This is a genomic window from Microcystis sp. M083S1 (genome assembly GCF_020246405.1).
Taxonomy (GTDB): Bacteria; Cyanobacteriota; Cyanobacteriia; order Cyanobacteriales; family Microcystaceae; genus Microcystis; species Microcystis aeruginosa_C.
In genome coordinates this window covers 64,027-80,940 of sequence record NZ_JADBTB010000020.1, presented here as the reverse complement: position 1 = coordinate 80,940, position 16,914 = coordinate 64,027, and the positions used below count along the sequence as shown (strand labels likewise).

General features: G+C 43.6%; 15 protein-coding genes and 1 tRNA gene. 7 read left to right on the top strand and 9 right to left on the bottom strand.

Going from position 1 to position 16,914, the window contains the following annotated elements:
* The 5 genes from IM450_RS01915 to IM450_RS01895 form a co-directional block, all read left to right on the top strand.
* Window positions 1–457: RNA-guided endonuclease InsQ/TnpB family protein (locus IM450_RS01915; protein ID WP_287720574.1), on the top strand; the 457-nt coding region annotated here is incomplete at its 5' end.
* Between the two features lie 18 nt (window positions 458–475).
* A complete protein-coding gene (gene clpP / locus IM450_RS01910; protein ID WP_223211172.1) occupies window positions 476–1,117 on the top strand; it encodes an ATP-dependent Clp endopeptidase proteolytic subunit ClpP in 642 nt (213 codons plus the stop codon).
* A gap of 210 nt (window positions 1,118–1,327) precedes the next feature.
* On the top strand, window positions 1,328–1,789 hold the full coding sequence (locus IM450_RS01905; protein ID WP_043997955.1) for a hypothetical protein: 462 nt from the start codon (window positions 1,328–1,330) through the stop codon (window positions 1,787–1,789).
* A gap of 45 nt (window positions 1,790–1,834) precedes the next feature.
* The gene (tgt, locus tag IM450_RS01900) at window positions 1,835–2,959 is read left to right on the top strand and encodes a tRNA guanosine(34) transglycosylase Tgt (protein WP_287664970.1); all 1,125 of its coding nucleotides are present in this window, start codon (window positions 1,835–1,837) and stop codon (window positions 2,957–2,959) included.
* A 50-nt stretch (window positions 2,960–3,009) separates the two neighbouring features.
* Entirely contained in the window at window positions 3,010–3,147 is a 138-nt protein-coding gene (locus IM450_RS01895) for a photosystem II reaction center protein K (protein ID WP_002739211.1), read from the top strand.
* Between the two features lie 167 nt (window positions 3,148–3,314).
* Here the strand turns inward: IM450_RS01895 and hetL are convergent, their stop codons facing one another.
* The 5 genes from hetL to IM450_RS01875 all read right to left on the bottom strand — a co-directional run bounded on the left by hetL (window position 3,315) and on the right by IM450_RS01875 (window position 8,407).
* Complete coding sequence (gene hetL, locus IM450_RS01890) at window positions 3,315–3,977, bottom strand: heterocyst differentiation pentapeptide repeat protein HetL (protein ID WP_287664976.1); 663 nt, start codon at window positions 3,975–3,977, stop codon at window positions 3,315–3,317.
* A gap of 329 nt (window positions 3,978–4,306) precedes the next feature.
* Complete coding sequence (locus IM450_RS22380; RefSeq protein WP_353736972.1) at window positions 4,307–4,522, bottom strand: PEP-CTERM sorting domain-containing protein; 216 nt, start codon at window positions 4,520–4,522, stop codon at window positions 4,307–4,309.
* A gap of 1,227 nt (window positions 4,523–5,749) precedes the next feature.
* Window positions 5,750–7,240 carry an MFS transporter gene (locus tag IM450_RS01885; RefSeq protein ID WP_287664968.1) on the bottom strand — a complete coding sequence of 497 codons (1,491 nt, stop codon included), beginning with the start codon at window positions 7,238–7,240 and terminating at the stop codon, window positions 5,750–5,752.
* Between the two features lie 22 nt (window positions 7,241–7,262).
* Window positions 7,263–8,045 (bottom strand): DNA repair protein RecO, encoded by a 783-nt coding sequence (gene recO / locus IM450_RS01880; RefSeq protein ID WP_287664966.1) that lies wholly within the window; start codon window positions 8,043–8,045, stop codon window positions 7,263–7,265.
* Window positions 8,046–8,334: 289 nt separating this feature from the next.
* Window positions 8,335–8,407, bottom strand: a tRNA-Ala gene (locus tag IM450_RS01875).
* Between the two features lie 77 nt (window positions 8,408–8,484).
* Between IM450_RS01875 and trhO the strand changes: the two genes are divergently transcribed.
* Window positions 8,485–9,297 (top strand): oxygen-dependent tRNA uridine(34) hydroxylase TrhO, encoded by an 813-nt coding sequence (trhO, locus tag IM450_RS01870; RefSeq protein WP_004268551.1) that lies wholly within the window; start codon window positions 8,485–8,487, stop codon window positions 9,295–9,297.
* Between the two features lie 22 nt (window positions 9,298–9,319).
* On the opposite strand, the gene IM450_RS01865 is transcribed toward trhO, so the two are convergent.
* The gene (locus tag IM450_RS01865) at window positions 9,320–10,867 is read right to left on the bottom strand and encodes a protein kinase domain-containing protein (RefSeq protein WP_287664963.1); all 1,548 of its coding nucleotides are present in this window, start codon (window positions 10,865–10,867) and stop codon (window positions 9,320–9,322) included.
* A gap of 57 nt (window positions 10,868–10,924) precedes the next feature.
* Window positions 10,925–11,446 carry a hypothetical protein gene (locus IM450_RS01860; RefSeq protein ID WP_287664961.1) on the bottom strand — a complete coding sequence of 174 codons (522 nt, stop codon included), beginning with the start codon at window positions 11,444–11,446 and terminating at the stop codon, window positions 10,925–10,927.
* 367 nt (window positions 11,447–11,813) lie between these two features.
* On the opposite strand from IM450_RS01860, the gene IM450_RS01855 reads away from it, so the two are divergent.
* A complete protein-coding gene (locus IM450_RS01855) occupies window positions 11,814–12,335 on the top strand; it encodes a hypothetical protein (protein ID WP_287664958.1) in 522 nt (173 codons plus the stop codon).
* A 135-nt stretch (window positions 12,336–12,470) separates the two neighbouring features.
* On the opposite strand, the gene IM450_RS01850 is transcribed toward IM450_RS01855, so the two are convergent.
* Window positions 12,471–13,250: a pentapeptide repeat-containing protein gene (locus IM450_RS01850; RefSeq protein WP_287664955.1), complete on the bottom strand. Its 780-nt coding sequence runs from the start codon at window positions 13,248–13,250 to the stop codon at window positions 12,471–12,473.
* Window positions 13,251–13,795: 545 nt separating this feature from the next.
* Complete coding sequence (locus IM450_RS01845) at window positions 13,796–16,894, bottom strand: efflux RND transporter permease subunit (RefSeq protein WP_287664952.1); 3,099 nt, start codon at window positions 16,892–16,894, stop codon at window positions 13,796–13,798.
* Window positions 16,895–16,914: the final 20 nt, after the last annotated feature.

Sequence of the window (16,914 nt, the reverse complement as noted above, 5' to 3'; positions counted from 1 at the left end):
TGAAGCTTTAAAGGTAAGAAACTTAGTCAAAAACCGTAAGCTTGCCAAGTCGATTTCTGATGCTTCTTGGTATCAATTCACTCAATGGTTGAATTATTTTGCCAAGATTTATCGGATTGTTTGTGTTGCTGTGCCGCCGCATTTCACTTCTCAAGATTGTTCAGTTTGTGGGACGAGAGTTCAAAAAACCTTAAGCACTAGAACTCATCAATGTCCTAATTGTCAAACAGTCTTAGATAGGGATCATAATGCAGCAATAAATATTCTTAAAAAAGGGTTGAAATATTTGGGAAATCATCTCAACGGTACTGTTGGGCAAACAGAAACCGATCCAAACGCCTTGGGAGAGTCCGGCCTCTGGATTTTCAGTGGAGACATTGAGAATCTAAGCTGTCTCGTTGAACAAGGAATTTCCGATAGTGATCTCGAAAGAATCCCCCGTCACAGCGTAGCTTGACGGTGGGAGTATGTCAAAATCAAAAAACTAACCGCAGCAGCAAGACAAGAAAGCGCAATGATTCCTACCGTTATTGAAACCACAGGCCGGGGCGAACGCGCCTTCGATATCTACTCCCGACTACTCCGGGAAAGAATCGTCTTTTTGGGACAAGAAGTAACCAGCGACCTAGCTAACCTAATCGTCGCCCAATTACTCTTTCTAGAAGCAGAAGACCCCGAAAAAGATATTTACCTGTATATCAACTCCCCCGGGGGTTCCGTTTCGGCCGGATTAGGGATTTTTGACACCATGAATCAAATCCGTCCCGATGTCAGCACCATTTGTATTGGTTTAGCTGCCAGTATGGGGGCTTTTCTCCTCAGCGCCGGCAAACCGGGCAAAAGAATGAGCCTACCCAACTCGCGGATCATGATTCACCAACCCCTCGGCGGCGCCCAAGGTCAGGCCACCGATATCGAAATTCAGGCCAAAGAAATTCTCTATCTCAAACAATTACTCAATCAACACCTAGCTAGTCATACGGGTAAACCTCTCGACCTCATCGCCGAGGATACGGAAAGGGATTTCTTTATGTCCGCCGAAGAAGCTCTAGACTATGGTTTAATCGATCAAGTCATCGATCGCAGTCCTTCCGCTTCTAACCCTCCCAGTAAATAGTTATGATCGGGTAGGCCCTGTCTACCCAGATTTTTGTAAATATTTAGTAAGCGGAAATTAATCATCGATCGTCGTTATTAATATTAAATAACAGTGAAAAGTTCTAGCGGATTGGGTTAAGATCGAGACGTAACCCGAAAAAAATTGCAACAGGAATCGGTAGAAACACCCGGTGGGTTATTAACGGAAATTTTTTTACTGGCAATCCCTATGAACTATCATCCACCCTCACAGCCCCTGCCCGCCCCCTGTATTATTGATTCTGGCGTGGTCATCGCTAAAGAAGATATGCGTCGTCTCCTCGATGATCTCGGACGAGTTCGCTACATCCATAGTCTCGAAGGAGTGATTCAGAGTGAAGGGGAGGGATGGATACTAGAAGTTTTCGCCGATTATCAGCAAAGCACCCTAGTTGCCAACTACAGTCTTTATCTCAATACCTATAGCTTCGACTATCTACGTTTAAACCGCTCTCCCGACGGTGAAACCTATTTTGATCTGATCCAAGACAATCGGCAATTACGGCTAATTCCCCTGAGTAATCCACTGCAAGACCCCGAGATGAAAGCCCGTCTCAATGCCGATACCCTCGAAGCCATGGTTACTCAGGTACTTTCTGCTAAGTGGGATGTGCAGTTTGAAGACGAAGACGACAACGATTGCCCCTTTTAGGCAGCGAGCAAAAATACTGATAACTGATAACTGATAACTGAAACAGTGGGATTTTCCTTTGAATTAATCGCCCAGTGTCCCCAAACTGGTGCGCGGGTTGGGGTTTGGCATACTCCCCACGGACCGGTAGAAACACCCCGTTTTATGCCCGTGGGAACTTTAGCGACGGTGAAAGGTTTGACCCCCGCTCAAATCGCCAGCACGGGGGCGCAAATGATTCTCGCTAATACCTATCACCTGCATCTGCAGCCCGGAGAAAGTATTATCGAGAAAGCGGGAGGTTTACACGATTTTATGGCGTGGAATCAGCCAATATTAACAGATTCGGGTGGATTTCAGGTATTTAGCCTTAGTCAACTCCGGCAAATTAAAGAGTCGGGAGTCACCTTTCGATCGCCCCGGGACGGTAGAATCATCGAAATTACGCCAGAAAAATCGATTCAGATTCAAAATGCCCTCGGTGCTGATGTCATTATGGCCTTCGATGAATGTCCCCCCACGGGAGTCAGTTATGAGACCATGAAAGCATCCATAGAACGCACCTATCGCTGGTTAGAGCGCTGTCTGGGGGCCCATCAACGACCTCAAGAACAGGCTTTATTCGCCATAGTGCAAGGGGGAATCTATGAGGATTTACGGGCAGCGGCGGCGGAATCTTTAGTAAAACTCGATTTACCCGGTTACGCTATCGGTGGCGTGAGTGTGGGGGAAGAAACGAGCCTAATTCATCGCATTGTCCAGATAACTGCCCCTTTACTCCCCGAAAATAAACCCCGTTACCTGATGGGAGTGGGAACCTATCGAGAAATGGCCAAGGCGATCGCTAGTGGCATAGATCTGTTTGATTGCGTCATTCCCACCCGTTTTGGTCGCCATGGCACGGCTTTAGTGCGGGGAGAGCGTTGGAACCTCAAAAATGCCCGTTTTAAGGAGGATTTCGCCCCTTTAGACGAGACTTGTCCCTGTTACACCTGTCAACACTTTAGCCGTGCCTATCTAAATCATTTAATTAAGTCGGGGGAGATGTTGGGTTATATTCTCTTATCTCTGCACAATATCGCCGAATTAATCAGATTTACCCGTGAAATTCGTCAATCTATCCTAGGGGGGACTTTTACCCAAGATTTTGCCCCTTGGCTTGAGGATGCCGTAGATGTTACCCCAACGTGATAAAATTTCAGGAAACGTTGAAAAATTTTCTTGTCAAGGTAGATAGAGAGATGGAAACTGCACTTTTGTTCGCCAAATTGCCAGAAGCATACCAAATTTTCGACCCCTTAGTCGATGTCTTGCCCCTGATTCCCCTATTTTTCCTCTTGCTGGCCTTTGTTTGGCAAGCATCCGTCGGTTTTAAATAAATCGACTCTCAATTATCAGTTATCAGTGAGCAGTTATCAGTTATCAGATTTGAGTTTTAAGTGAGTGGTATTAAGTGAGGAGTACGAAATGACATTAACACTGCTGTCTTTTCACTGTTTACTGTTTACTGTTTACTGATCACTGTTTACTGAAAAAGCTTCCCAGATTAAAACAAAGTCCAGGTTAAATCAGCATCAGTCAAGTCCACATCTTCTAAAATTGCCCCGCGCAAATCGGCATAACTGAGATCCGCACCCCGGAAACTGGCCCGGGTGAGATCGGTAATAAATCCGTCTCTTTCGGGACTGGCACGAAAATTAACCAGGCAAAGTCGGCAATCGGCGAAATTAGCTCGATATAACAGGGAGCCGCTCAGATTGGCATAGTTGAGATCGGCTCCGCAAAAGTTAGTTTTGCCTAAGTCCGTGCGTTGGTCGGAAGTGGAGCGAAAATCCGCATCGATTAATACGGCCTGCTGGAGATTAGCACTGTTGAGATTAACACCATTTAAGACGGCTTTGGTTAAATAAGCGGCTTCTAAATTGGCTTCGATGAGATTAGCCCCGCTTAAGTCCGCATCGCGTAAACAAGCTCGATAAAAGTCCACTTGACTTAAATCTGCTCCCCAGAGAATAGCCTCACTTAAATCCGCTTCTCTCAGCAGCGATCGCGCAAGGCGTATTTTTCCTAACCGCGCCTGTCGCAGATCAGCACGGCAAAAATTGACTCCTGGGAGGATAATATTAGTTAAGTCGCCTTCCCGCAAATTAATCCCCTGAAAATCTCTTTCTCCCTCCCGATAGCGTTGACAAAGTTCTTCTAGGAGCAGGGAATTTTTTTCACTATCATAATTGACGCAAAATGTCAACAGAAAATTATAGCCAAAAAAAAACCGACTTTAAAAACCAACGATGTTCTTGTGGCGGGAACGTTGGGGGGAAAAAGGCGTTAAATATCTGCGAGTGGTAATGTCTTTTCTGTGGGACTTTCCATAATCAAGACATCAACGCCGTGGTAAATATCAAGGTCGCCAGTGGGCAATCGGAGACTTTAAACGGATTTGGGGGACAGCATCAGAATACCCCTAAGGTAGCGGCATCCCCCGAAGTGTCAACCGGTCGGAAGCAACCCACAAACAGCTAATTGAAGCTGCTTCGTTTAACCCCGGCGGCGAGTCTTGCTGATTAAGCCTCCCAGTCCCAGCAGTCCCAGACCCAACAGGGCAGAGGGTTCGGGGACGCTTGGTTGTTGTTGGGGGCTTTGTGTGAAGGTGTTAGTGAACGAGGTGAACTGTGCAGTAGCACTCGTGTATGTGACGGTATCGAGGATGAACAACTCCGTTATTCCAGTGGGGACACTATAGGGTCCACCCATGCTGCCGTCGGTTGACGTCAGTGTAGTGAGAAGCTGCGACCCCACTCCTGACCAGCCGCCAGTAGAGATAGCCTTCGTCACCGTAATCCCAGAAGTTCCCGCAGGCACGTCCGAACCCAAGGATATCTGATTGAACGTCGCACCGCTACCAGGCGCAATTGAGACTTTGTACGCCAGAACATAGGGATCGTTAGCAGATGACAAGCCGCCAAACCGACTGTAGGAAAATCGGTGCACGTCTCCCGTTGGATTCGCCATAAAATCGATGCCCAAGACCCCCTGGTTACGAAACGCAGCGTCATTTGTGGTTAGGGTCGAATTACCTACATATACCTTATCACCGTCTTGACAGCCATTAGGGAGGGCAAGGAATGCACTAAGAAACTGGCCGGCAACACAGGCCGTCTGGGCTTGGGCGGGGGCAGTGGTGACTACTAGGGAACCGGCAATCATTCCCAGCGCTCCGGCGGTGCAGGAGGCTAGGCTTAAAGTGGATTTGAAATTCATTGGTTTTGTTCTTTCTTAATGATAGGTATCGGTCTTCAAAAGCATCCTATTTGTGGCCTTCAACGGATGACACATACCCCTTACTCGACAAAGAGTGGCTACAGTGTTTGGCTGTTTATATTTTGAATCCCACATGATTCTAACCTCAACTATCTAAAAATGTCAACCCTCATAATGACTTAAATTTGGCTCCTTAACACTGCCACAGGCATAAATTCGGGCATTATTTACACTACAGCCTGCTAAACGAGTTGTTCGTGGAGACAGGCTTCGGCCGTGAGATCAGCGTTCGACCGAGGGTTCGACAAAAGCTCACGCGGCGGTTCGACAGGCTCACCGTCCGCTCGACTGAGCTCGCCGAACGTCCGAAGTCCGAACGGGTGTGGGGTTTTACCCATTTTCCAGTGGTCAATTACCTAATTTTCAGGGAAAAAGTCCCTAAATTTTCCCCCCAATAACTGCAAGGGTCGGCACTTTTTGAGGGAAAAAAAGTCTAAAAACCTTGTTGGATAAGGTTTTTAGATTTATTCAGCAAACCCTAAATAAAGGCAATCTCCTGAATACTGATACTAAATCCGTTGAGTATAGGCTACATATCAGGAGAGGCACTCATGCAAGAGGCAAAAGGGAGAATAAATAATCGGTTTTTAATAACTGGATTTAGTATGAATCCTGAATACTGATTACTGTTTACTGATAACTGATAACTGAAAAGTTTCGCTAATCTTTAGATAAATTGCCAGAAACATACCAAGTAAAACCACCACCGATAACTGCCATAACTGCTAAAGCTAATAGTACTGGTCGGAGTCCGAATTGAGTTTCGGCGATACCCGCCACGGCTAAGGGTAAAGAGAGGGCAATATTAACGGCATTATTTTCTAAACCAAAGACTTTACCGCGCATTTCGGGGGGTGTATCTGCCTGTAGGGTGGTTTGCATGGGAACCCCGACTAAAGCGGCAAAAATCCCTAATAAAGCGGTCATAGCGAAGGCTAAAATTAAACTCTTTGTGGCTAGAGATAAACCGATTAAAGCTGCCGCCATACCCAGGGAACCCCAGAGACTTAATTGGGTGTGGGAGAATTTTTGGCCCCAATAACCCAAGGTAATCGCACTAACTGCCATTCCTGCACCACAGGAGGCTAATAAAAAGCCGAATTGAGAAGCTTTTAACCCGGGTAGTTTTTCGGCCATACTGACGGCTAATACTGATAGAGCGGCAAAAATACAGAATAAGATGACTAATTGAATCAGAGCGTTACGAACTTTATGATTTTTGTTGAGGTAACGAATGCCATCGCGGATATCTTCCCAAACATGGGGCTGTTCTGCGGTAGGAATGACATATTTTTCGTTAGTTCGCAGGATAATTAGAATTAAACCGGCAATTATATAAAAAGCACCGACAATCATCACTTTGCCAATATCAAATTGTCCGGCTCTCGTGCCGAAAATGCTATCGGCAAAAGCTAATACTGGTTCACCGATGGCAAAACCGATAATTAATACTGCCATGGTGGTTAAAGTGTTGAGGGAATTAGCGGGTAGAAGATGACGACGTTTTACCACTAATGGCAGGGTAGATTGTTCAGCGGGGGCAAAAAATTGGGTTAGGGTGGAGACAAGAAAAGTAATGACTAACAATAGGAAAAAACCGAAGGGTAAGTTAAATTCTCCCTGTAACCGGTAATGCCAATTTCTTAAACCGTCAGGCAACCAACCGAGGGGAACGGCTAAAGTTTGCTCGCGCACTAACCATAATAATAGGGGAATGATGAGGACAAAAGCCCCGCGTAAAAGGTTAGAAATAACTAAAACTTGTTTTTTTAACCATCTATCAACATATACACCCGCCACCGAACCCACTAACACCGCCGGAATTGTATTAGCAATCATTATCGCCGATACCCAGCCACTAATCGATTGATCGGCTTCTTGGTAATGGGTGGCAATTAGGGATATCATCAGGACTAAATAGAATTTATCCGCTAATTGGGAAAAAATTCCCCCCGCCCAGAGAATGAGAAAGCGCGGGTTTTTTAGCACTGGGGCAAAACCCTGACTAGGATTGGATTTGGGCGCACGTTTAGGCAAGCGGTTCATGGTTTCTGCGTCGGATTGCCTCGGTGAGGAATCGGAAGAATTAAAAACAGGAGTGGAAGAGTCGCTAGAATTAGCGTCGCTAGTTTCTGAGTCAAACAGTTGCATTATGATGATTTTTGCTATCTGTTTAAAATTCTAAGGGAGATAAACCCTCAACTAATGCCGAGGAGCGAAAAGTTTTTCCCAGATGATATTGAGTATAGCGGCGCAGCAGGCGATCGAGGTTAATCCAAGCTAGTTCTGAGGCAAGGTTTTCTGGTGGGGGAAAATCGGTTTTTCCTAGGCATTGCAGTAATTGCAGTTCTTGCCGCGTCAGTTTACTATCGATTTTGGGCGGGTTGATTGTTTCTGTGAGGGCAGCTAGATCTATTATTCCCCCTGCCTCGAAACTAAATCCTAGGCAATTTTCCCCAATTAAAGCTTTTCCCGTCAACAGGCAGTTATGGACTTGCGGCACTAAACCGGCAATTATTAAGAAATGAAAAATTGCTTGACAAAGGTAGGGAAGTATGTATTGATTTTCGTCGAGGACTTCAATTCTGGCCAGATGGCTGCAGATTAATTCGTATAATTCCCTCTGGGGTTGTTCGCTCAGTGCGATCGCCAAAACCAGTTCGCAGAGGTATTGGCTAACGGTGAGTTTGGCGAGATTTTGACTTAATTTGGGATAAGATTCGATAGTTTCGGCTTGAACGACCTTATCTAGGGATTTCCCTGCGACTATTAACAGATTATTGACCACAAATAGTTCACTTCTACCCCGCAGGGAAGATTTATACTTGCGCGCACCTGGAGCGATGGCTCTAATTAAACCATATTCGGCGGTCAAAATAGTTAAGAGGCGATCGGCTTCTCCGAAGGCCATTCCTTGCAGATTGATTCCAGTAGCTTGATAGGTACGAGACATCATTTAATAATTAGGGTTTGCCGAACAAGTTTGTTGGTGGGGACAGGGTGTGGGGTGTGGGGTGTGGGGTGTAGGGTTTTACCGATTTTGAGGGGGTCAATTACCTAATTTTCAGGGAAAAAGTCCAGGAAATTTCCCCCCGATCACTCCCATATCTGGTACTTTTTGATTGACAAAAGGTCTAAAAGTCTTACCCAACAAGGTTTTTAGATTTTTTCGGCAAACCCTAGCTAATTGTCTCCCCAAGAAGACTTGAGCTAATCACCAAGCAAAGGGGAATCAGTCATGACTATGGAGGTTAGCGGACTCGAACCGCTGACATCCTGCTTGCAAAGCAGGCGCTCTACCAACTGAGCTAAACCCCCGATCTGGTTTTTGAGACACTCTCGTTATTATAACCTATAGTGAAAAATATTACAAGTAAATTTTCCCCTTGCCTGCCATGTCTTATCTAGTCGCCACTTTTTACCAGTTTGTGGCTTTGTCAGATTATCGTCAAAAACAGCCAGAAATACAAAAATACTGCCAAGAAAGAGGAATTAAAGGAACTATTCTTCTGGCGGCCGAGGGGATTAATGCAACGATCGCCGGGAACCGTCAAGCGATCGCGGAGGTGATTAGTTGGTTAAAAACCGATACTCGTTTAGCTAATCTAGAGGTGAAAGAGTCTGTTTGTGATTATTTGCCCTTTCAACGCTTAAAAATTCGCTTAAAAAAGGAAATTGTGACTTTCGGTCAACCCAAGGCTAATCCTCTCGAAAAAACAGGAATTCATCTCAAAACTGAAGAGTGGAACCAATTGCTGAAAGAGCCGGACGTGGTAGTTATCGATACTCGTAATAATTATGAAGTGGCGATCGGTACTTTTGCAGGAGCGCTTAACCCAGAAATCCAGCATTTTCGCCAATTTCCTGAGTATATTCACGACAATTTTGATAGTATTAACAATAAAAAAATAGCTCTTTTTTGTACGGGGGGAATTCGCTGTGAAAAGGCGGCAGCTTTTTTATTAAATCAAGGCTTTTCTCAAGTTTATCAGCTAGAGGGAGGTATTTTGAAATACTTAGAAGAAGTTAGTCCCGATCAGAGTCTTTGGCAAGGAGAATGTTTTGTTTTCGATCAAAGAGTGGCCCTAACAGCTAATTTAGAGGTAGGACATTATGAAATGTGTCCCGCTTGCGGTCATCCCATCGATGAAAAAGATAAACAATCCCCCAATTACCGAACGGGAATATCTTGTCCCTATTGTAGTTAATCTTATCCTATTTAGTATCTGGTTACTTTTTCTTGCGGATTTGTGTACCAGAAATCATGTCATGAAGGGCGCGTTTTTTCTTTGTCCAGGCTGCCAGCAAAAAGCCCAAATATAAGGGAGCAGTGGAGAGAAATTTTAGTAAGTAGCGGCGATTGGCTCTCGCAAAAGATATGCGTCGGCCTTGGCTATCGGTGACGAATAAATCAAAAAACATTTTACCAATAGTGGCTTTAAAAAGATATTCTAAGAAAACATAATATAACCATTTAATCACTATTCCTAAACCAAGAGCAGTCAGGATGGCAATATGTTCGTGAGTAAAGTTAATTTTGGCTTGAATATTATAGATAATTGCTGCTATAAATAAGACAAAACCGATAATTGTTGTTCCAACTGCACTTAATCCTGCTGCATAGTAAACCCAGATTTCTTTGGGAATATCAAAATCAAGATTTAAGTTTTTAAAAGTTGACCATTGTTGTAAGCGAAAACAGATATAACCACCTAATAAAGCGGCGATAATAAGAACGATAAAAGAATCAATTAAAGAAGCTTTTAAACGGAGCCAAAACCCAGCATAACTGGGAGAAATTGCAGCGAGTAAAGAAATAATTGCAGGATTGGGAATAGAAATAATTTTAGGTTTTTCATGAGAAGAATTTTTAGTTTTTTTAGTTTGATGGGGATTGGCTTTAATATCGGTAATAATTTTTAGCAAATTTTTGGTATCTTTAGGTCGATCAATAGGTTTTTCTGCCATTAAATTATCGATAAAATCTGCTAATCGAGAAGGGATTTTTGTGGCATATTTACGCCAGTTAAATTCATTGGTATTAATATTATAAATTTTCGGGTCACTGGGTTCTTTACCGGTTAACAAAAAGACGAAAGTTTTGCCCAAAGCATAAAAGTCTGATTGGGGGACAGAGTGACCACGAGATTGTTCAGGAGGAGCATATCCGGGGGTATAAATTCCTGTATTTTTGCCTCCTGCTAGGACAGTTTTAGTCACCTGTCGTGCTGCTCCAAAATCAATTAAAACTAATTGACCATCGGGTTTTAAGATAATATTAGAGGGTTTGATATCACGATGATAGAATTTATGTTTATGAACTTCATGGAGAATATTAGCTAACTGAGTTAACCAATCCAAAGCGAGATTATAATCAATCGGTTTAAATCCTCTTTGTTTTTGATATTCTTCTAAGTCAATACCAGCAATTTTCTCCATGACTAAACAGTGTAAAGCAGTTTGACTCTCCCGGGGATGATAAATAAAATAGTTTTCTCCTTTGGGAATACCGGGGTGATTTAATTGTTTTAAAAGATTGGCTTCCTGTTGAAATAAATCAATAGCTTTGCTGGAATCGTAGGTAAGAACTTTTAATACTTTGGGTATTTTACGCTCATCTATCACTTCATAGGTATTACCAAATCCACCTTTGGCACTCAATAAATTTGTGACTCGATATTTACCATTTAAAAGCAAGTCGGAACCACAGGATTGACAGTAACGACTCTCCGTGATACTTTTCGGTTTAGGACAATGAGGATTAATACAAAAACTCATAGATTTTATTGGTAGAGTACAAAATAAAGTTGATGATTAAAATATTCCCTGATATATTTAAGGTTGGTTGCCAAGAAAAAAGCCGCGCAATCCCAAAGTGACCACGGCACTTAAAAAAGCTACAACCATGGGGATAATCAGAGATTTAAACCCTTTCAAGTCCGCAATATCTTTAACTAGGATTGCATAACTATCTTCGACTTTTTCCAGTCGTTTATCCATTGTTTCGACTTTCTGATCAAGAGTTTTAATATCTCCTTTGATTTCTGTGACTTCCACCTTTAAATCATTAACATCTTTTTGGAGACTGTCAAATTTTTGATTAACATCTCTTTGGAGACTGTCAAATTTTTGATTAACATCTTTTTGGAGACTGTCAAATTTTTGATCCACATCTTTTTGGAGATTATCGATTTTCTGATCCACATCTTTTTGGAGATTGTCGATTTTCTGATCCATATCTCTTTGGAGACTGTCAAATTTTTGATTAACATCTCTTTGGAGATTGTCGATTTTACTCTCGATCCTTGTCAGGACAGATTCGAGAGAATAGGTAACGGTTTCGCTAGTTTGTGTCATGATTAAAAACCTCTTGTTGATATAGCCAAATATAATTAGGTTATACTAAAAAAATTTTTCGTTGGTGTCGGGTTTTAGCCATGTTCAGGAAAAAAGTACCTGAATTTTCCCCCCGATTACTCCAATGGCTGGCACTTTTTGATTTCAAAAAAGCCTAAGGATATTATCCAACAAAGTTTTTAGATTTATTCAGCCAACCCTAATTATTCCCCTATTGCCTATTGCTAGAGGCCAAGGACGATTTTGCTACCGAAAAAATTCCATTGTGGCCAGAGATCGATCATGGTAATTTAAGAAAGCGATCGGGGAACTCTAACAGGGAAGATCCCGACCCTAACCAGGGAGTGACTGTTTAACCGTCTGTCCTATGTACAAGTCTATTACTGTTTTAACGCTGCTGACGGGAATTATCGCCGTTGATGTGGTTTTAGCTCAATCCACTGTTAATCTTCCCATCACAGTTAAACGGGGAGAATCCTACGAAGGATTATTGACTAGAGCATCGCAATTAGCCGAGAAAACTATCATCAGTCGTTTTAATCAACAACAGGGTATTAATAAAATTGATTTATTGATAACGGCCGAAAAATCAGGGGCGATCGCACCTCTCCTCTCGGTGAAGGTATCCCGTCAAGATTGGTTTGGCAACCCTAATATTCAACGCTGGGCTAATGTTTTTCCCTTTGGCAAAGCTCTCCTTGGTTTTAGCTCTCCCGCACCCGTCGTCACCCCGAAAAGTCCCCCCGCTGCCGTTAATCCCAGTCCATCTCCAGCACCATCTCCCACCGCTACCACTCCTCCCCCTGCTTTACCCTTCGAGGATGAGCCGAATAATGCTCCCCAAATCCCCATTCCTAAGCAAAGATTAACCACTCCAGCTAATCGTTAATTGATAGGAAAAGGAGGGACTTTCGGCAGATATAGCAGTTCTCACACCTGTGTGATACAGTTAAACCTTTGCTAATTAAGCTTTTCAACATCGATAATGTATCTCTTGCGAACAGGAAACGCTATATATTGACTTTTAAGTAGCAAAACGAGGCCGAAACCAGTCTAGGGGAAAAATATCATCTTCTTGGACGATTTCTGTCCAACCAGTGACACTCTCAAAACAAGTCCCCGTCAAGTTAGCACCCCTCAAGTCCGCTCCCTGTAGATTTACCTCTTGTAAACGCGCTCCCGCTAGGTTAGCACCCGCTAAATTAGCCCCGCGTAAATCACTACCCGTCAGACGTGCCTCGCTAAAATTAGCCCTTTCTAAATTGGCCCCCTGAAAGTCCACCTCTTTAAGAAAAGAGCCGCTAAAATTGGCTTCCCTTGCGGAAATCTGACGACATTTAGCCCCACTTAACCGCGCTTCCTGCAAATTAGCCCAATTGAGATTGACTTTATCTAGGTTTGCCTCCAAGAGATTAACTAAGTATAAATTCGCCCCGCATAAATTCGCCCCGCATAAATTCGCCCCCCGGAGATTAGCATGGGAAAGATCCGCCCCACTTAATCGCGAGTTACGCAGGTTAGCCTGTACCATAAAGGCCCCGGTGAGATTGGCTTTGGTTAAGTCCGCTTCCACTAATTGCGCTTGACTTAATTTGGCATAGGTTAAATTCGCCCAATTCAAACTCGCTCCCCGCAGATTTGATTTAGTCAGAAAAGAGCGGCTCAAATTAGTTCCGCGCAAATTGGCCGCAGCAAAATTGACAGCGATTAGAGTCACTTGTTGTAGATCTAGACTCATCAAGTCAATGCCTAAAAAATCCCGTTCTCCTTGTTCGTAGAGTCTTAGTAACTGATTAACTTTCATCTCCCTTCTTCTACTTATAAGATGGTGGTTAAGAAGTAATCAACAAAAGCACCTAAAAACTTTGTCCGATAACTAACTCAGCTTTTAGATAAGAAATTTATCAGGCTCTCTTTTGAGTTTATGTAAAGTTTTTTGTCGATTTTTTAAGAGAAGATAACGCGAACAGCAAGTTAATTTTCATCATAGTTAAGTAGCTTGGCTAAAACAGTTGGACTGGTTTTTCCAATTCTACCCCAGTCCATCGGGTAATTAGTATCTAACATTACTCTTGTTAAAAAACTTATCTATTGTTTAAACTCGATTATATTTAACTCAGCTAATTCTCCGTACTTTCTCGGATCAGGGCGGTAGAGCCGAGAGGACTTTCAGGGTATTTTTACCCAAATCATATTAAATCCGGTTATTAAAGACTGATTATTGATTGCCCCTATTGCCTATTGCCTATTGCTTTTTGCCTGTCCTGATATATAGCCTATACTCAACGGATTTAGTATCAATAGAGACGTTGCTAGGCAACGTCTCTACAAAAGTGGTATTTAATCAAGTTACTCAGAAACAGACAGAGGGGAAACCTTTTGGGCTTGAGCGAGATAGTACCATCCCGACGGGACAAATACCAGTGCGCTTAAGGTGGTTCCGACCACCCCGATGGAAATACAGATAGCGAGGGGTTCCCAAAAAGCGCCGCCGTAGAGGAATAATGGCACAAATCCCGTCACGGTGGTTAAGGTAGTGGTGAGAATGTGACGGGTGGAAGCAATGACCACTTCCCGGATTGCCTTGCGCTGGCGTTGAAGATGGGGAGGTAAAGCTTGTAAAGCCGCCACCACGACAATAGAATCATTAACGGAAACCCCAACTAAGCCGATAGTGCCTAAAATCGACATGAATCCTAGGGGATATTCAAATAACCAGAGGGAAAATAAGGCTAGTCCAATTGAACTAATACCGACGACAGTAACTAGGGCAGCAAGACGGAAGGAGTTAAAAGAAAGAACAAGGGTTGATAGCATTAGAATCGCCAAGACTCCCACACTAGCAATTAGATTAGCCACAGCTGTATCTCTTTCTTCTTCCTCTCCGCCAAATTCGAGCCGATACCCTGCCGGAAGGGAAAATTTGCCCGATTCTAAGTTTTGGCGAAATTCGTCTAAAACCGTTGCAGCGATCGCATCAGCTTGAACATAGGCCTTCACCGTATTAATTCGCTTGCCATTTCGTCGAGGAATCGTGGCTAATTCGGGGAGAAAATCAAATTCTGCCACGGAGGAAAGGGAAATATTCGCCCGTTCAGCAGTGGCGGAATTACCGAGAATATTTAAAGAGGCAATTTGTGGCAGTTGCTCGCGATCGCGATTAGCGACTCGGACTCGTACGGGTAATTCTTCCGTTGCTTCTAAAATCGAGCCACCCACAGAACCTTCTAAAAGGTTATCCAATTGACTTGCGATCGCCGCATTATCCAAACCAATCAGTCGAGCTTTTTCTTCATTAATTTTTAAGGCTAATTTAGCTTGAATTTCACTTAAATCAGCAACAGAATAGGTTATTTCGGGTATTTTTGCCAGTTCTTCCCGTAGGGACTCGCCAATTTTCCTTAACATCTCCAATTCTGAGCCATAAACCCTAATTTCGATCGGGGCGCCCACCGGTGGACCCTGTTCTAGGGGGCTGACTAATACCCTTGCCATCGGTAGAGCTTGACTTAATTGTTTTTGTAAGGTTTCGATCAATTGGGGTTCATCAGAAACTTGCCGAAGTTGAATCAATGCTTGGGCAAAATTAGGAGAGTCTTTGACGCCATCGGAGAGATTATAGTAGAAGGGGGGAGCATTACGCCCTAAAAACCAGTGAACTTCCGCAATTTCTCGATGATCTAGCAGTATTTTTTCAGCTTGAGCCACTTTTACCTGAGTTACTTCTAGGGTTGTGGTGGGGGCCAGTTCGATTTCTAGGGTTAACTGATCTCGTTCTGCCGGCGGAAAGAATTCTTCTGGGAGAGTGCCGGCGACAACAAAGCCAGTAATTGGGATAATCAAGCCAATAACCAGACCTAATACGGGAAAATAGAGAATTAACTTCAAAATTTGGCGATACAAACCCGTTAGGAGCGGTAAATTAATTCCCGTATCCCACCAATGGGTTTTTGTCTGATGCGAGCGATGAGTCAGTTGATATAAACGTAAACTGAGGACAGGAATAATCGTTAGGGACAAAATTAGAGAACTAACCAAGGCTAAGATCACTGTTTGGGCGATAGTACGCACGAATTCGCCAGTGCCTCCTTGCAAAAGAGCGATCGGCATAAAAGACAAAATCGTGGTTAGGGTAGAAGCTAAGAGGGGAATCCCTAACTGTTTAACGGTTTCAGCAACAATATGTTGGTGAGCTATTCCGGTCCGTAGTCCTTTTTGCAGTTCATCGACAATCACAATAGCGTTATCGATCAAAAGTCCCAAAGCAATAACAATTCCTGTCACCGACATTTGATGTAGGGGAATTTGCCAGAGATTCATACCGGCAAAGACCATCAGGATCGATAAAGGCAAGGATAAACTCACCACCAAGGCGGACTGCCATCCCATCATCACAAAAGCTGTCCCCATGACACAGAGTAACCCTAGGATCATGTTGCTGAATAATCCATCGAGTCGGTTAGCCACATAACGATTTTGGGCAAAAATTATCTTGAGGCTCACACCTTGGGGGAGAGAAGGGCGAAACAGGTCTAACTTGGCCTGGGCTGCCGCTGTCCATTCGTCTATGCGTTGCCCCGATTCCATCATAGCGGCCACCACAATAGCCGGTTTACCGTTAATAATGGTTAGTTCTGGTGGTGGTTCTTGAATTCCCTTGGTAACTAGAGCGATATCTCCTAAACGGGTAAATTGTCCATCATTACTGTAACGAATCGGAATGGCTCGAATCCGAGAGAGTGATTCTAAACTGGTATCGACTTCCAATAATAAATTATTGCGATTACTGCGAAGTTGTCCGGCGGCGACCTTGGCATCACTGGTTTGAATTTGTTGGGCAACTTCGACGGCGGTTAGGCCCAGAGAGGATAATTTCACCGGATCGATTTCGACTAAAATTTCCTCGGCCGGAACCCCGACTAACTCGACCCTTTCGGTTCCCCAAAGGGCTTCTAATTCATCGAACAGTTCTTGGCCAAGTCGGCGTAAAATAGCGTAATTAGGAGCGGTATCTAGATCCCAAAGGATGGCAGTCAATAAACTAAAGGCTTTACTATATCCTTCTTCGTATAAGGGTCTTTGGGCTTCTGGGGGTAGTTGCGGGATGACATCGGTAATCCGATCGCGAATGCGTGACCAGACGGGATCCACATCAGTCACTTCATCTTTAAGTTCAATATTGACCGTGGAACGCCCTAATTCTGAGGAGGACTCAATCAGGCTAATTTCTTTGATGCTAGAGAGAGATTGTTCAATTTTTTCGGTCACTAGGGATTCGACCCGATAAGGACTGGCACCGGGTAAATTGGTGGTAATGGTGGCACCTCGATTAATTGTTTCGGGATCTTCCATGCGCGGCAAAATTTGAAAGGAAGACAATCCCCAGACAATAATCAGAATTAAGGTCAGAATTAGTAATCTAGGTTTACGTTCAAATAAGTTATTCATTGGAGATTATTAGGGATAAT

Excerpts from the sequence above, each read along its gene's own strand:
- IM450_RS01905 (WP_043997955.1), top strand. The coding sequence starts at position 1,328 with ATGAACTATCATCCACCCTCACAGCCCCTGCCCGCCCCCTGTATTATT.
- IM450_RS01895 (WP_002739211.1), top strand. The coding sequence starts at position 3,010 with ATGGAAACTGCACTTTTGTTCGCCAAATTGCCAGAAGCATACCAAATT.
- IM450_RS22380 (WP_353736972.1), bottom strand. The coding sequence starts at position 4,522 with ATGGGTGGACCCTATAGTGTCCCCACTGGAATAACGGAGTTGTTCATC.
- IM450_RS01885 (WP_287664968.1), bottom strand. The coding sequence starts at position 7,240 with ATGCAACTGTTTGACTCAGAAACTAGCGACGCTAATTCTAGCGACTCT.
- recO (WP_287664966.1), bottom strand. The coding sequence starts at position 8,045 with ATGATGTCTCGTACCTATCAAGCTACTGGAATCAATCTGCAAGGAATG.
- trhO (WP_004268551.1), top strand. The coding sequence starts at position 8,485 with ATGTCTTATCTAGTCGCCACTTTTTACCAGTTTGTGGCTTTGTCAGAT.
- IM450_RS01865 (WP_287664963.1), bottom strand. The coding sequence starts at position 10,867 with ATGAGTTTTTGTATTAATCCTCATTGTCCTAAACCGAAAAGTATCACG.
- IM450_RS01860 (WP_287664961.1), bottom strand. The coding sequence starts at position 11,446 with ATGACACAAACTAGCGAAACCGTTACCTATTCTCTCGAATCTGTCCTG.
- IM450_RS01855 (WP_287664958.1), top strand. The coding sequence starts at position 11,814 with ATGTACAAGTCTATTACTGTTTTAACGCTGCTGACGGGAATTATCGCC.
- IM450_RS01850 (WP_287664955.1), bottom strand. The coding sequence starts at position 13,250 with ATGAAAGTTAATCAGTTACTAAGACTCTACGAACAAGGAGAACGGGAT.
- IM450_RS01845 (WP_287664952.1), bottom strand. The coding sequence starts at position 16,894 with ATGAATAACTTATTTGAACGTAAACCTAGATTACTAATTCTGACCTTA.